Raw genomic sequence first — 13,982 nt, 5'->3', positions numbered from 1 at the left:
CCCGCCGCTAATGAAAAATAAGCGCAAGAATTTGCAAGTCGGCGACAAGCTGATGACAGCGCCGAATTCGCCCAAGCCGCACAATGACCGGTACAACACTCACAGGAGAGACATTTTGAACGCATTACTCTACGGGTTGGTCGTGGTTATCTGGGGCACCACCTGGATTGCTATCTTTTTGCAGCAGGGGCCGGTTGCCGCGCCGGTGTCTATTTTCTGGCGCTTCGCCGTCGCCAGCGTCGCGATGTTGACCATTCTGCTGGTTACCCGCCGCCTGCGCCCGCTGGCCGCGCGCGACCATCTCTTTTGCCTGCTACAGGGCTGCTGCGTTTTCTGCTTTAATTTCTGGTGTTTCTATACCGCCGCCGCGTATATCAATACCGGGCTGGAGTCGGTGATCTTCTCCATGGCGGTGTTGTTTAACGCGATCAATAGCTTTCTCTTCTATCGCCAGCAGCCTCCGGGCCGATTCTGGCTGGCCGCCGCGCTGGGGCTGGCGGGGATCGTGACGCTATTCTGGGATGATTTATGGGCCAGCGGCCTGAACGCCTCGCTCCTGCTGGGTATTGCCCTCAGCGCATTGGGCACCTATGGGTTTTCGCTCGGCAATATGCTCAGCATCCGCCACCAGCGCCGCGGTCTGGAGACGTTGACCACCAACAGCTGGGCCATGCTTTACGGCACCCTGGTCATGGGCGCGATCGCGCTGGTTCGCGGTGATAATTTCGCGCCGCAGTGGACCCTCAGCTATATGGGCGCGCTACTGTATCTCGCCGTGTTTGGCTCGGTGATTGCTTTTGGCGCCTATTTTACGCTGGTGGGGCGAATCGGCGCGGGTAAAGCGGCATACAGCACCCTGCTGTTTCCACTCGTCGCGCTGACCATTTCGACTTTTTATGAAGGTTACGTCTGGCACAGTAGCGCCGTGGCAGGACTGGCGCTGATCCTGGTCGGAAATCTGGTGATGTTCGCTCGCCCGGAGCAGTGGCTGCTGCGGCGCAGGCTGGCCTGGGTTCGCTCGGATCGCTGCTGACGCTCGCGCTGCCGTCGAGGAGAAATGAAAAAGGCGCTATCAACCACTAGCGCCTTTATTCACGGCTACGCCTGATTAACGGTTATTGGGGTCGAATTTCACCGCGTCAATCGCCATATCATCAATGACCTGCTTCAGGGTCTCGACGGTGAGCGGCGTATTTTCGTTGGACAGGTTTTTACCTTCGCCCTTACGGACCACTTTGATAACCGGCTTTTTGGTCGCCGCATCAATCAGCTCCCCTTCAAAAAACAGGTTGGTGTCCATGGTACGGTGGCCCGTTGCCGCCTGCGTACCGGCGATAATCATCGCCACCGGAATCACTTCGTAGAACTGCAGCCCTTCTTTGCTGGAATCCACGCCGGTGATGGCGCCGCGGAAGATCAGGCTGCGCTTGCCCGGGGTGGTTGCCAGCGGTTTACGCTCGGAAATAGCCTGTTTCATCTCTTTATTGGTGTAATTCAGGATATCCCTGAGCGCCTTCTCGCCCACCTGGGTGGTGGGTTTTGGTACCGGGTAATAGGTGATCGGGTTATAGACGATATTGTCATAGTTGCTCGGATTGTAATCCGGCGAAATCCAGCGCAGTTCCGGTTTGCCGGACGCCGAGGTGGTTTCTTTTAAGTTAGAGTAATCTTTTAAAAATCCCGAATATTGTTCCGGCTTAGCGATTTTGGATGAGCAGCCGGCCAATGCTAAAAGGCCAGCAAGCGCGGCGACTTTAAAAAATAACGGAGTACGCATATAGGTTAATCCCTGTGAATACCATTTATCGGCAAGAGTTATAGCAAATAACAGGGTAAGTTTTGTGGCAAAAACGGTGCTACGTCAAGTAGCTGGAAAAAATAAACCCGCCGTTACCGGCGGGCCGTGATTGGCTGTTTATCTGATATCAACCTGATAAAAAATATGCTTGCCAAAGGGGTCTATTTCGTAGCCTGACACGTTTTTACGCACCGGTTCAAATATTGTCGAGTGGGCAATCATGACTGCCGGCATCTGGTCATGCATCATCTGCTGCGCCTGGCGATAGAGCGCTTCGCGTTTTTGGCGATCGGTTATCGATTTTGCCTCGGCGATAATTTTATCAAACGGCTGATAGCACCATTTTGCCGAGTTTGACCCGCCGTTCGCCGACTGGCAGGTAAAGAGTGGGCCGAAGAAGTTATCCGGATCGCCGGTCGCGGTCGTCCAGCCCATCAGCGCCGCCTGATGTTCGCCATCCTTCACCCGCTTTAAGTATTCACCCCACTCATAGGTTGTGATTTTCGTTTGCACGCCAATTTTCGCCCAGTCGGCCTGGATCATTTCGGCCATGCGTTTGGCGTTCGGGTTATAGGGTCGCTGCACCGGCATCGCCCACAGATCGATGGTAATTGGCCCCGCAACCCCCGATTCCGCCAGCAGCGCTTTGGCTTTCTGCGGGTCGTAGTCATAATCCTTCAGCTGGCTATCCGCGCTCCATACGCCCGGCGGCAGCAGGTTTTTCGCCGCCGTACCGGTACCGTGGAACACCGCTTCAATGATCGCCGGTTTATTGATCGCCATCGCCAGGGCCTGACGCACCTTAACGTTGTCCAGCGGCGCTTTTTGGGTGTTAAACGCCAGGAAACCGGTGTTAAGGCCCGCTTTGCTCATCAGGTTGATCGCGTTGTTCTCTTTCATTCGCGGCAGGTCGGCCGGATTGGGGAACGGCATCACCTGACACTCGTTTTTCTCCAGCTTGGCGTAGCGCACCGAGGCGTCCGGCGTGATACTAAAAATGAGACGATCGATATGCGCCTTCCCCTGCCAGTATTCCGGGAACGCGGTGAAAAGAATTCGGGAATCTTTTTGATATTGCGCGAGTTTGAAAGGTCCGGTACCAATCGGGTCCATATCCACGCGCTCTGGCGTGCCGGCTTTTAGCATCGCATCGGCATATTCCGCCGATAAAATAGAAGCGAAATACCAGGCAAGATCGGCCACAAAGGGCGCTTCGGGATGGGCCAGCGTGAAACGCACCGTATATTCATCAGGCTTATCAATCGCGGTAATTAACTGGCCAAATTCGAGGCTTTCAAAATTGGAGTAATTGCCGCTGGAGATATTATGATAAGGATGGTGAGGATCTTTTTGCCGAATAAACGAAAAAATAACGTCGTCGGCATTAAAATCGCGGCTGGGTTTAAAATATTTATTACTCTGGAATTTAACGCCTTTGCGTAAATGAAAAGTATAAACTTTCCCATCTTCGCTGACTTCCCAGCTTTCGGCGAGGCTCGGCACCAGTTCTGTGGTACCGGCTTTGAAATCGACCAGTCGGTTATAGACCGGCACCGCGCTGGCGTCCACGCTGGTCCCGGAGGTGTAGAGTTGCGGGTTAAAGTTTTCCGGCGATCCTTCTGAACAGTAGACCAGCGTTTTTGCGCTAATGGCCGAGCTGGCCGTCAGGGCCGCTAACGCCAGAGCAAGCGTCGTGAATCTGCGTTGCATAGGTTTTCCTTTTTAATTTGTCAGCTAATGAATAGCTTGTTGTTTTCCCTTTCATACATAACACTAAAGCCTGATTGCAAACACCTGAAAACTCGAATAAAGAAGGAATCACTATGTCATCAGCCCTAGCCAGTCAATTAACCCAACGCTTCTTTCGCTACCTGGCGATAACCAGCCAAAGCGACCCGCGAGCCACGACGCTGCCTACCACCGCCGGGCAACACGCGATGGCGCAGGCCCTTGCGGATGAGCTACGCCAGCTGGGGCTGGATGAGATTGTGATTGACGAGCACGCCACCGTCACGGCGGTGAAAAAAGGCAACGTCGCAGGCGCGCCGCGGATTGGCTTTATTACCCACATCGATACCGTTGACGTCGGTTTGTCGCCGGATATTCATCCACAAATTCTGCGTTTTACTGGTGAAGATCTCTGTTTGAACAGGGATAAAGATATCTGGCTGCGCGTTGCGGAACATCCGGAAATCCTCGCTTATCCCAATGAAGAGATTATTTTCAGCGACGGCACCAGCGTGCTCGGGGCGGATAACAAGTCCGCCGTTACGGTGGTGATGACGGTGCTGGAAAACCTGACGGCGGAACACCGCCACGGCGACATCGTGGTCGCGTTTGTGCCGGATGAAGAAGTGGGCCTGCGCGGCGCGAAGGCGCTGGATCTCGCGCGCTTTGCCGTCGATTTTGCCTGGACCATCGACTGCTGCGAGCTCGGCGAAATCGTCTATGAAAACTTTAACGCCGCCGCGGCGGAGATTCGCTTTACCGGCGTGACCGCTCACCCCATGTCATCAAAGGGCGTGCTGGTGAACCCGCTGCTGATGGCCACCGATTACATGAGCCATTTCGATCGCCAGCAAACGCCGGAGCATACCGCCGGACGCGAGGGCTACGTTTGGTTTAACGGTATCCAGGGCGATCAGAACAGCACCCTGCTGCAGGCCAGCATTCGCGATTTCGACCTCGAAAGTTTTCATCGCCGTAAGCAGCAAATTAGCGAGGTGGCGCAGAAAATCGCCGCGCAGTATCCGACCGGAAAGGTGGAATTTCACATCAGCGATACCTATAGCAACATCAGCAATGCCATCGGCGAAGACCGCCGCGCCGTTGATCTGATGTTCGAAGCGATGGAAAGCTTAGGCATTACGCCGAAACCGACGCCGATGCGCGGCGGCACCGACGGCGCGGCCCTGTCGGCAAAAGGCGTATTAACGCCCAACTTCTTTACCGGCGCGCACAACTTCCACTCGAAATTTGAGTTTCTGCCGCTGCGCGCCTTTGAGGCCTCTTATCAGACCGCATTACAGCTCTGCCTGTTAGCGGCGCGTTAAGCCGGTTTGCGCGCCAGCATCGTGGCGAAACGCAGCTTAATCCGGTTCCCGCTGGCGTCGGTGCGGTGGAGTTCACCGACGTCTTCGTTATATTTGAGTAACGTCCAGCCTTCATAATCATTGCGCAGCTCTCCCGGTTTAAACGCGAACGGGAAGCCGACGCTGCACGGATAATCGTCGGTATCCATAGCCGCAACAATCAGATTGTAGCCGCCGGGTCTGGTGCAGCGCTGCATGTTAGCAATCAGACCCGGGATGGTCTTCGCGTCGAGGAACATCATCACCACGGTCGAAAGAATAAAGTCATACTCGCCGTCAAAGCTGAGGGCGTTAAGGTCCTTAATCGCCGTCCGCAGATTCTCCAGCCCTTCCGCCTGACGAATGCGCTCAAGATTGCCGATGCTGGCCGGATTTTTATCCCACGCGGTGACATCAAACCCGTTGGCCGCCAGATAGAGGCTATTGCGCCCGTTGCCGCAGCCCAGATCCAGCGCCTTGCCCGGCGCGATCAGGGTGGCGGCGTGCAGCACCTCGGAGTGGGTGCGGGTCATCCCGTATTTATCGGTGAAGTAATTTTCGTCACGAAGCGTCATGGTTAATCCTTATTTTTTAATAATGTGTCGCGCTCAACGCGAATCAGCAGTTTACCGCGCATCAGCAGCAGGAAGGTACGAATCAGCAGCAGCCCGACGATCAGATTGGTGAAGAGAAACAGCGGGAGCGCGAGGGTATGGAAAAAGCCGTCCGGATGCTGATGACCGAGATGCAGGCCGGTGGTCGCCAGCGCGGAGATGCCGAACGAGAAGCTCCAGAACGAGGCGTTAAACGGCTGGCGCAGGTACCACGGCATCAGGCGCAGCATGAACAGCAGCTGCAGCAGACCATAGCCGAACAGCAGCTTAGCGAAGGTATCCGCCTCGCCGCCGTTCACGCTCAGCCAGGCGCTGCACGCCACCAGCGCCGGCGCCAGCTGAATGCCGAGGGCAGTGCGCATGGCCATCGGCAGTTCGCCGTCGCTGCGCAGGCGCTGCAGAATCACCGGTTCAAGGCTAAGCCAGGAGAATAAGCCGGCGCCAAGAAACACCAGTCCGGCGTCGGTAAAGCCCAGCGCGCCGCAGGCCATGGCGCTGATAAAGTTATTCGCCACCGTCGGCAGATAGAGACCCGGGGTGGTCGCCTCATTGGGATGCTTCCCCCGCCATAGCCCGGCGCTCTGCCAGGCCGCATAGCTTAGCTGCAGCACTACGCCAATCGCGAATAACACCAGCGAGAGCGGCCGCAGCCAGGGAACAAAGCCGATGGCCACCAGCATGGTCGTCGCCGGAAACAGGCTGACAAAACTGCTGGCCACCGGATGGCGCATCTCCTGCAGTACGCTGTGCGGGAAACGGACTGCACGGCTGATAAACGCCAGCGCCAGCAGCGCCCAGACGAGGGTGGCCACGATAACCAGACCGTCGCCGATTGTCCGGCTCACCGGCCAGATCGTGCTGGCGTAGCGCCAGGCGAAGCCCATGCCGATAATGCCCAGAACCATACCAAAATAGCCCGCCGGGAGATTCAGCACCCGGCTCACACCCTGCTCTTTATTCATTTTGTTTAAATTTTCAATTTATCTTAAGTTGCATTCTAAAGGAACCTTCAAAAACACGCTACGGCGTTTTTTGCTATGTTTATGTTAACCATATGTAATGAGAAAGGCAGATGCGCAAATATTACCTCAGCGAGAAGGTTCGCCAGTTTCACTATGAAGCCGACGGAAACAAACATAGCGTCAATCTGCGGCAAATTGTCGCCTTACGCGATTTCGCTGACGTGAAGCGCGGCGATGAAGGCGGCTGGCTGGACAATGAAGCAGCCCTGAGTCACGAAGGCGAGTGCTGGATTTATGACCCGAATAGCGCGGTGTTTGCCGGTGCGAAAATCGAGGGTAATGCCCGCTTAACCGGCGAGTGCATTATCAGCCATGGCGCCATCGTCAGCGATAACGCGCGACTGGACAGCGTGCAGGCAAGCCACTGCGCGCGAATAAGTGACAACGTCACCGTTTCGCATTCGCAGATTCGGGGTTATTGTCACCTGGCCGACAATGCGCAGATCCTCCCCCACTCGCTTATTATCGCCGCCCAGGGTCTGACCGCCGACAGCGACAAAATCCTGCGCATTTATCAGCGGGCAACGGTCAGCGCTTCGCGCATCGTTCACCAGGCACAAGTTTACGGCGACGCGTTTGTCGAACACGCGTTTGTTGAGCATCGGGCGGAAATCTTCGATTGCGCGCGGCTGGAGGGTAACGACGAAAACGACGTCTGGGTCTGCGATAACGCGCGAGTTTATGGCCACGCGAGGATTATCGCCGGGCGGGAAGAGGACGCCATCCCCACCCTGCGCTACAGCTCGCAGGTGGCGGAGCACGCGGTGGTCGAAGGCAACTGCCTGCTGAAGCATCGGGTGATGGTCGGCGGGCATGCGCACCTGCGCGGCGGGCCGATTCTGCTGGACGATAGCGTGTTAATTGAAGGGCATGCGGTGATTTGCGGCGATGTGGTGATTGAACATCAGGTGACGATCGGCGACAGGGCGCGAATTGAAGCCAGCGCGGGCGACGCCATTTCTATCAGAGGGGAGAAAGTGATAAACGGCGACGAACTTTTTACCCGCACGCCCATTGTCGGCTTTCTATAACCTTTGCTCCCGACCGCGTGGTTTATCAGCTTCAGGCCCCTGCGCGCTGTTCCCCGGGGGGCGGCGCTCAACGCGCCTTGCCCGGGCTACATCTCAGCGCGGCCCGTAGCCCGGGCAAGGCGTCAGCCGCGAGCCGGGAATTGCCCGGTGTCACAATCAATAATGCGCCCGTAGATATTCTGGTCATCGTACGAACCGTTCAGATACTCGGCCTGCTTCAGGCACCCTTCGAGGGTGAAACCGTTACGCAGGGCGACCTGATTGCTTCTCTGGTTTGCTACCCGACATTTAATCACGAAGCGGCGAACCGTCCCGCTGCGGGCAAAAGCGTCCATCAGCGCCTGCAGCGCCTGAGAAAGTAGCCCCTGCCCCTGGTGGCTTTCATCAATCCAGTAGCCGATGTATGCGGTCTTATTGATCGGCTCAATTTGGTTAAACGACAGCACGCCGACGATCTCTTCTCGCAGAAAGAGCAAAAACATTTTGGCGTAACCGCGCTGGTGCAGCATCACGTTGCCCTGCACGTGGCGGCGGGTTTCGTCTTCGTGACTGACTTCAGCGGGCCAGCTCAGCGATTGCTGGAGCCAGCGCTGGTTCTTGATCACCAGCTGATGCAGCTCAGCGACGTGGCTTTCATCCACAGCGCGCAGAGAAAGCGACTCGGTGACGGGGATAGTTTCGCTCGCAGGCGCGTTTTCGGCAGTCATAATGGACTCTGATTAATAGTCTGATTAAAAAACAAACGCCCGCTAAGTTACCTTAGCGGGCGGAATCAAGGGCAATTATTTCATTACCCGATCGTCAACATAGTTACGCTTGTCTGGCGCTGGCGGGAAGTACTGATAGAGCCAGGTTTCGCTGATCGCTTCCCCCTGGCAGCGCAGGAACATGCGCATTTCGACCGGGTCGGTCGAATCCGAGGTCGGGTACCAGTCAAACTGGATGCGATAGCCATCAAACGGTTCCACGTAGAGAATTTCTATCTGCTTCGCTTCGCCGCTCGACAGGGTAATCACCGGCTCAATGCCTCTTGGCGCCGCGGCCTTCAGGTCGCCGCCGACAAAATCGATAGCAAAACGACGGGTCCATTTATCCGGGTAGTGCTCACCCGGCGCCCAGCCTTCCGGGAAACCGCCCATTCCGGTACGCGTGGCCAATACCCGCGCCAGCGGCGAACGGACCGGCGGCTGCGCGCTCCAGTAGAGTCGATAGCGGAAGTCCAGCTCATCCCCTGCTTTAACCGGCTTCTCGGGCTGCCAGAAGCAAACGATATTGTCCAGCGTTTCACCGGTCGTCGGGATCTCCATCAGGTTGACGGCCCCTTTACCCCACTGGTTGCGCGGCTCCACCCACAGGCTCGGGCGTTTGTTATACCAGCCCATGATGTCCTGATAGTGGGAGAAGTCGCGATCCAGCTGCAGCAGGCCAAAACCGCGCGGATTTTTATCCTGGAAAGCGTTGAACTGCAGCTTCTGCGGGTTGTTCAGCGGGCGGCACACCCACTCGCCGTTGCCCAGCCACATCGACAGGCGGTCGGAGTCGTGGATCTGCGGATGGATAGTGTCGCACATCCGCCGTTCGTTATTGCCGCAGCTGAACATACTGGTCATCGGCGCGATGCCCAGCTGTTTGATGTCTTTACGCGCGTAGATGTGGTTTTCCACATCCATAATCACCTGCGTCTCCTGACAGTTAACCACGAACTTATAGGCGCCGGTGACGCTTGGGCTGTCGAGCAGCGCATAGACGGTAAATACCGTCGCCCCCGGTTTCACGGTCTCAAACCAGAAGGAGGTGAAGTCCGGGAACTCTTCCGGCGTATCGGTAAAGGTATCGATCGCCAGGCCGCGGGCGGACAGTCCGTATTGATAAGTGCTGTCTACCGCGCGGAAGTAGCTCGCGCCGAGGAAGGCGACGATATCGCGGCGCGCCAGCTCCGGCGCCTTAAACACGCGGAACCCGGCAAAGCCGAGATCGCTCTGGCCTTCCAGCTGTTTGGTGTCGACGCCGGCGTCATTATATTTAAACAGCTCGGGACGGAAGTGAATTTCCCGCGCCTGCTGGGTTTGTGAATCCAGGGAGAACATCCGTACGCGGCGGCGGAACCCCATCCCGACGTGGAAGAACTGAATATCCAGCTTGCGCTCTTCGATATTACTCCACAGGGAGTGCGCAGCATCGTACTGAATGCTGTTGTAGGCCTGCGGGGTCAGGTTTGCCAGGGTTGGCGGCAGATCGCGCGGCGCGCCGCCCCAGGGCTGACGCGCAAGATCGTGGGCCATCGACTGAAGTACGGAATAGTCAAAGCGACGGGTCTGGCCGTCGGCAATTCCCGAGTCCTCGGCGAAGGCCGCTTTCGAGAATAGAGAGGCAACTCCTGACGTTCCGCATACGGCGGCAACAGCCATGGAAGATTTGAGAAAACGTCTGCGGTTCATGCCTGAGAGAGCATCCTTCTTCATATGTGAATTGAGACGCGACGTAACAAACCCATGCGTCGTGAATGTCGCTCACTCTAGACAAAAATGATTGATAATCCAATTGTTGACGGCAGAAATGCGTGAAAAAAATATGTCCACCGGACCAGACCGAATTACCGATATCCGGGGGGCGGCGATGATTTCGCCAACCGGCGGCGTTTCATGCTGAATCAGGAAGCGGCCAGACGAACGCTGGCCGCGCAGGCGATTATTTTTGCTGCAGAAGGTTAAAACTGGTCATCAGGTTGCGATAATCCGGAATATGGTTGGAGAACAGCGTTCCCAGCCCTTCGATATCATTACGCCAGTCGCGGTGTAGTTCGCAGGCAACGCCAAACCACGACATCAGCTGTACCCCGGCCTGCGACATACGATCCCAGGCGGCATCGCGGGTAATCGGGTTAAAGGTACCGGAAGCGTCGGTCACCACAAACACCTCAAACCCCTCTTCAATGGCCGAAAGCGCCGGAAAGGCCACGCAAACTTCCGTCACCACCCCGGCAATAATCAGCTGCTTTTTGCCCGTCGCTTTGACTGCCTTAACAAAATCTTCGTTATCCCAGGCGTTAATATTACCCGGGCGCGCGATATAGGGCGCATCGGGGAATTGCGCTTTCAGCTCCGGCACCAGCGGGCCATTGGGGCCGTTCTCAAAGCTGGTGGTTAAGATAGTCGGCAGACCGAAGTACTTCGCCAGGTCGCCAAGGGCAAGGACGTTGTTCTTGAATTTATCGGGATCGATATCGCGTACCAGAGAGAGTAATCCGGTCTGGTGATCGACCAGCAGCACGGCGGCATCACTTTTATCCAGACGAACATACGGTTTGGCCATGGTTTCTTCCTCATTTTAACGTCAGATCTTCCGTCAGAACGCAGGTTCTGCGGATGCAGGGTTAACAGAACCGATCTTAGTGTAATCGCTGACTGAGGATTAGCCGCCTAAAGTGGGACGCATTGTTCCATTTGCAGAACGTACCGCGGCAAACGGAGATCTTCCGGACAGCGTTAATCCAGCGTCACATGGTGCTTCATCACCCGCCGAAACAGCGCCAGACGCGCGCGCATAAAACGGTTTTCCACTTTAAAACCGGCCCGCTTGTGCAAACCGATACGCAACAGACGGTCTCGTCCGCGCACGCTGGCGGGCCAGCGCACCGGTCCGGAGAGCTCGTGGCAGCCGTTACCCGCTACACGGGCAAAGCTAGCCCAATAGTCGGCAACCCGGGCGGCAAAGGTCCGGTCGCGCTCGTTCGCATACTGTCGTACCGGCTCGGCAAGGTCGAGGTTGTCAAAAACATACGCCACTTCATTACCGTGCCACGCGCCGTGCGGATAGGTTTGGTGTTCCGCCTCGGCAACGTAGTCAAACCAGTAGCGCCAGCACGGTTGCCCTACCCGCTGCTGCGCCTGCATCACCACGTAACCCAGGGTGGTAAAGGCCATATCGCGGCAGACTTCACGCCCTAATGCCTCATCGCCCTTGACGCCGGGATAGAGCAGCTTAATCAAACCGAGACCAAAACGGCGTTCGCGGCGAAGCTTCTGGATCTGCCCGGCGATATCGATGCCAAACACCGCCATGACGCTGGCCTCATCGCTGTTCGAGCCGATCATCACCGGCAGCGGGTGCTGACACCCGCTAAAAAAAGTCTCCAGCATCGGCTGCGGCAGTACGGCATCGCCAACAATGGGCGCCGGGCCGATGGTAAGCGGCGCGGTCAACGACCAGAACGCGTCCGCCGGAATCGCCCGCAGCTGTTCGGCGCTGGCCTGCGGTAAAGAGAAGTGCTCCGCGATGAGCTGCCCTTTGGCCAGCGCCTTTTCCCGCGGCAGATCCGGCAAGGTATAGCCGCTCTGAATAATCGCCTTATGGAACAGTCCTCTGGATTTTGGCGAAACCATGAGCGACAGCACGCTGCGTGCCCCGGCGGACTCGCCGAACAGCGTCACGTTGGCCGCATCGCCGCCGAAGGCGTGAATGTTCTCCTGAACCCACTGCAGGGCGGCGATCTGATCGAGCAGCGCAAAATTATAGATGCGCTCCCCCTCTTCTTCCTCCAGCGCCGGATGGGCAAAAAAGCCCAGATGCCCCAGCCGGTAGTTAACCGTGACTACCACTACGTCACGGGACGCTAAGGCTTTACCATCATAGGGCGGTAAGCTTCCCGCGCCGATGGTATAGCCGCCGCCGTGCAGCCAGACCATCACCGGCAGCGGCTGCGCGCGCGAAGCGGGTGACCAGACGTTAAGGTACAGGCAATCCTCGGAAAAGCGGCCGGGATCGCCGCCGCCGAGCTCACGACAGTACTCAATATCCTGCCAGCTGGAGGCCGAGAAATTCTCCGCCCTGCGCACGCCCTGCCAGCGGGCGGCAGGCTGCGGCGCGCGCCAGCGGAGATCGCCGACGGGCGGCGCGGCATAGGGTATACCGCGCCAGATATGCATGTTCTCTTCAGCGGTGCCGGATAGGGTGCCCTGCCGGGTTTTCACCAGCGGGGTAGACGGATTCTGCATGACCTGCTTCCTTTAACGACTCATGCCAGCAGAGTACTGATTTTACAGCAGACCGCAACGTCGTTTACTGCGCTCTTCCGCCTGTTGATAAAGAGCAAACTCATCATAGACCGGACAGCCCAGCGCCTCCTCAAAGGCCTGGCGGCTGGCGTTGCCGTGGCTGCGGGTCTGTATCTCGTTGCCCAGGTTAGACTGAAAAATCCCGGCGGCGCTGACCGGCAAAAAGTCTTCATAAATAATCGGTTGTGCGATGACCCAGCCGCGTTCAATCAGCGGCTGCGGATCGTCACCCGGACGAAACGCCTGACGGTGCGCTTCGCCGGCGGGCGTCAGGCGATAGCGAAAGTACGCCAGCCCCTGCTGACGCAGCAGGAATTCGCTGTCCGGGAACGGGCTAAACACCTCCTGCAGATGACGCTGATGGGTGAGATTATCTTTGCCCACCCCCGCCTCGCCAAGCAGTCGGTCGTACAGGGCGCGGCCCTTCGGCGTTAAGGCGATACCGCGCTGCTCGATTTCGCCAAAGCGAGCCGTATGCGTGCCTCTATGCTCTCCGGCAAACATCACCGGTTCCTCAAGGGCCTTAAAGCTGGTCTGGCGCAGTAAAATGGGCACATCGCGGCGCGGCGGCCCTTCTATCAACGCTTTTGGCGCGATACCGCACTCGGGCATTAACGCCTGTACCCGGTCAATATCCAGGGTGCGCGGCGTCAGATGATTAATGTGGCAGCCGGGGAAACAGACCACATCGGCAATCAGCCGGTGCTCTTCATGCAGCGCGTGATAGGTTTCCTCATCGACGGTGGCGTGTCGATGCCAGCGAAAGGTTTCCAGCGCCTGTTGCACAAACTCACGCGCCTCTGCGGCGGTAAACTCCCCTTTCTGTGCATGTAACGCGATCAGTTCACGACAGCGCGGCGTGAAGATATCCCGTCGGGAAAGGATATCCGCCGCCCGCTGACGCAAAGCTTCATTGGCGATAAGTTCAAGTCGCAGAAGCGAGGTAAAAACGCGAAACGGATTGCGCGCCAGCGCGGCGTCATCAATGGGGCGAAACGCGGTGGAGTGAACCGGTACGCCGGCCTGCGACAGATCGTAATAGCTGACGGGATACATTCCCATAATGGCAAACATGCGACGCAAGGTCGCCAGTTCCTCCGCCGTACCGACGCGGATCGCGCCGTGGCGTTCAACGTTCAGCCGCGCCAGTTCATCGGCGTTGGCCAGTTGTTCGTGCAGCGTCGGGTTATTCTCCAGTATGGCCAGGTTAACGTCGGCCACCAGCTCCAGTAGCGTCCCGTACTGCGGAACTTCCTGCTGGTACATCGCCGACATCGCCTGCGAAAAGCTTTCCCGAATCTCATCAGCCGTGATGGTGTTCGCCATGATGTCTTACCTCCAGTGAATTCTCCCTGGAGTGTAGGAAAGCTCTCTGCAGACGGCGGGAAGAAT

Annotated in this window: 12 protein-coding genes; 3 read left to right on the top strand and 9 right to left on the bottom strand. The window is 57.2% G+C overall.

Annotated elements, in window-relative coordinates; genetic code table 11:
• The first annotated feature begins 115 nt into the window (after nucleotides 1-115).
• Nucleotides 116-1,033: a DMT family transporter gene (locus SIK97_RS19735; RefSeq protein ID WP_014838374.1), complete on the top strand. Its 918-nt coding sequence runs from the start codon at nucleotides 116-118 to the stop codon at nucleotides 1,031-1,033.
• 75 nt (nucleotides 1,034-1,108) lie between these two features.
• Here the strand turns inward: SIK97_RS19735 and SIK97_RS19730 are convergent, their stop codons facing one another.
• Nucleotides 1,109-1,777, bottom strand: coding sequence for a DUF3313 domain-containing protein (locus SIK97_RS19730; RefSeq protein ID WP_014229219.1), 669 nt, complete (start codon nucleotides 1,775-1,777; stop codon nucleotides 1,109-1,111).
• 138 nt (nucleotides 1,778-1,915) lie between these two features.
• Nucleotides 1,916-3,508 (bottom strand): ABC transporter substrate-binding protein, encoded by a 1,593-nt coding sequence (locus tag SIK97_RS19725; protein ID WP_057173848.1) that lies wholly within the window; start codon nucleotides 3,506-3,508, stop codon nucleotides 1,916-1,918.
• A gap of 113 nt (nucleotides 3,509-3,621) precedes the next feature.
• Here SIK97_RS19725 and pepT point away from each other — a divergent pair, with 113 nt between their 5' ends.
• Entirely contained in the window at nucleotides 3,622-4,851 is a 1,230-nt protein-coding gene (pepT, locus tag SIK97_RS19720) for a peptidase T (RefSeq protein WP_014229217.1), read from the top strand.
• Here the strand turns inward: pepT and tehB are convergent.
• A complete protein-coding gene (tehB, locus tag SIK97_RS19715) occupies nucleotides 4,848-5,444 on the bottom strand; it encodes a tellurite resistance methyltransferase TehB (RefSeq protein WP_032693454.1) in 597 nt (198 codons plus the stop codon). The two genes, pepT and tehB, sit on opposite strands and share 4 nt — an antisense overlap.
• Before the next feature lie 2 nt (nucleotides 5,445-5,446).
• Nucleotides 5,447-6,445: a dicarboxylate transporter/tellurite-resistance protein TehA gene (gene tehA / locus SIK97_RS19710; protein ID WP_047723834.1), complete on the bottom strand. Its 999-nt coding sequence runs from the start codon at nucleotides 6,443-6,445 to the stop codon at nucleotides 5,447-5,449.
• 110 nt (nucleotides 6,446-6,555) lie between these two features.
• Here tehA and ydcK point away from each other — a divergent pair, with 110 nt between their 5' ends.
• Nucleotides 6,556-7,536, top strand: coding sequence for a YdcK family protein (gene ydcK / locus SIK97_RS19705; RefSeq protein ID WP_014838369.1), 981 nt, complete (start codon nucleotides 6,556-6,558; stop codon nucleotides 7,534-7,536).
• A gap of 122 nt (nucleotides 7,537-7,658) precedes the next feature.
• Here the strand turns inward: ydcK and rimL are convergent, their stop codons facing one another.
• The 5 genes from rimL to SIK97_RS19680 form a co-directional block, all read right to left on the bottom strand.
• Entirely contained in the window at nucleotides 7,659-8,243 is a 585-nt protein-coding gene (gene rimL, locus SIK97_RS19700) for a 50S ribosomal protein L7/L12-serine acetyltransferase (RefSeq protein WP_057173849.1), read from the bottom strand.
• A 75-nt stretch (nucleotides 8,244-8,318) separates the two neighbouring features.
• A complete protein-coding gene (locus tag SIK97_RS19695) occupies nucleotides 8,319-9,974 on the bottom strand; it encodes a glucan biosynthesis protein D (RefSeq protein ID WP_004850560.1) in 1,656 nt (551 codons plus the stop codon).
• 250 nt (nucleotides 9,975-10,224) lie between these two features.
• Nucleotides 10,225-10,848, bottom strand: coding sequence for an isochorismate family cysteine hydrolase YcaC (ycaC, locus tag SIK97_RS19690; protein WP_004850558.1), 624 nt, complete (start codon nucleotides 10,846-10,848; stop codon nucleotides 10,225-10,227).
• Nucleotides 10,849-11,021: 173 nt separating this feature from the next.
• The gene (locus SIK97_RS19685) at nucleotides 11,022-12,530 is read right to left on the bottom strand and encodes a carboxylesterase/lipase family protein (protein WP_057173850.1); all 1,509 of its coding nucleotides are present in this window, start codon (nucleotides 12,528-12,530) and stop codon (nucleotides 11,022-11,024) included.
• Nucleotides 12,531-12,572: 42 nt separating this feature from the next.
• Complete coding sequence (locus tag SIK97_RS19680) at nucleotides 12,573-13,916, bottom strand: VOC family protein (protein ID WP_032749245.1); 1,344 nt, start codon at nucleotides 13,914-13,916, stop codon at nucleotides 12,573-12,575.
• Between the last annotated feature and the right edge of the window lie 66 nt (nucleotides 13,917-13,982).

It is taken from the genome of Klebsiella sp. JN_Kp126 (assembly GCF_033843325.1).
Classification (GTDB): domain Bacteria; phylum Pseudomonadota; class Gammaproteobacteria; order Enterobacterales; family Enterobacteriaceae; genus Klebsiella; species Klebsiella michiganensis.
Note: the sequence above shows the minus strand (reverse complement) of the source record. Positions and strands in the feature narration are given on the sequence as shown.

Coding starts and splice junctions, on each gene's coding strand:
- SIK97_RS19730 (WP_014229219.1), bottom strand. CDS start 1,777: ATGCGTACTCCGTTATTTTTTAAAGTCGCCGCGCTTGCTGGCCTTTTA.
- SIK97_RS19725 (WP_057173848.1), bottom strand. CDS start 3,508: ATGCAACGCAGATTCACGACGCTTGCTCTGGCGTTAGCGGCCCTGACG.
- pepT (WP_014229217.1), top strand. CDS start 3,622: ATGTCATCAGCCCTAGCCAGTCAATTAACCCAACGCTTCTTTCGCTAC.
- tehB (WP_032693454.1), bottom strand. CDS start 5,444: ATGACGCTTCGTGACGAAAATTACTTCACCGATAAATACGGGATGACC.
- tehA (WP_047723834.1), bottom strand. CDS start 6,445: ATGAATAAAGAGCAGGGTGTGAGCCGGGTGCTGAATCTCCCGGCGGGC.
- ydcK (WP_014838369.1), top strand. CDS start 6,556: ATGCGCAAATATTACCTCAGCGAGAAGGTTCGCCAGTTTCACTATGAA.
- rimL (WP_057173849.1), bottom strand. CDS start 8,243: ATGACTGCCGAAAACGCGCCTGCGAGCGAAACTATCCCCGTCACCGAG.
- SIK97_RS19695 (WP_004850560.1), bottom strand. CDS start 9,974: ATGAACCGCAGACGTTTTCTCAAATCTTCCATGGCTGTTGCCGCCGTA.
- ycaC (WP_004850558.1), bottom strand. CDS start 10,848: ATGGCCAAACCGTATGTTCGTCTGGATAAAAGTGATGCCGCCGTGCTG.
- SIK97_RS19685 (WP_057173850.1), bottom strand. CDS start 12,530: ATGCAGAATCCGTCTACCCCGCTGGTGAAAACCCGGCAGGGCACCCTA.
- SIK97_RS19680 (WP_032749245.1), bottom strand. CDS start 13,916: ATGGCGAACACCATCACGGCTGATGAGATTCGGGAAAGCTTTTCGCAG.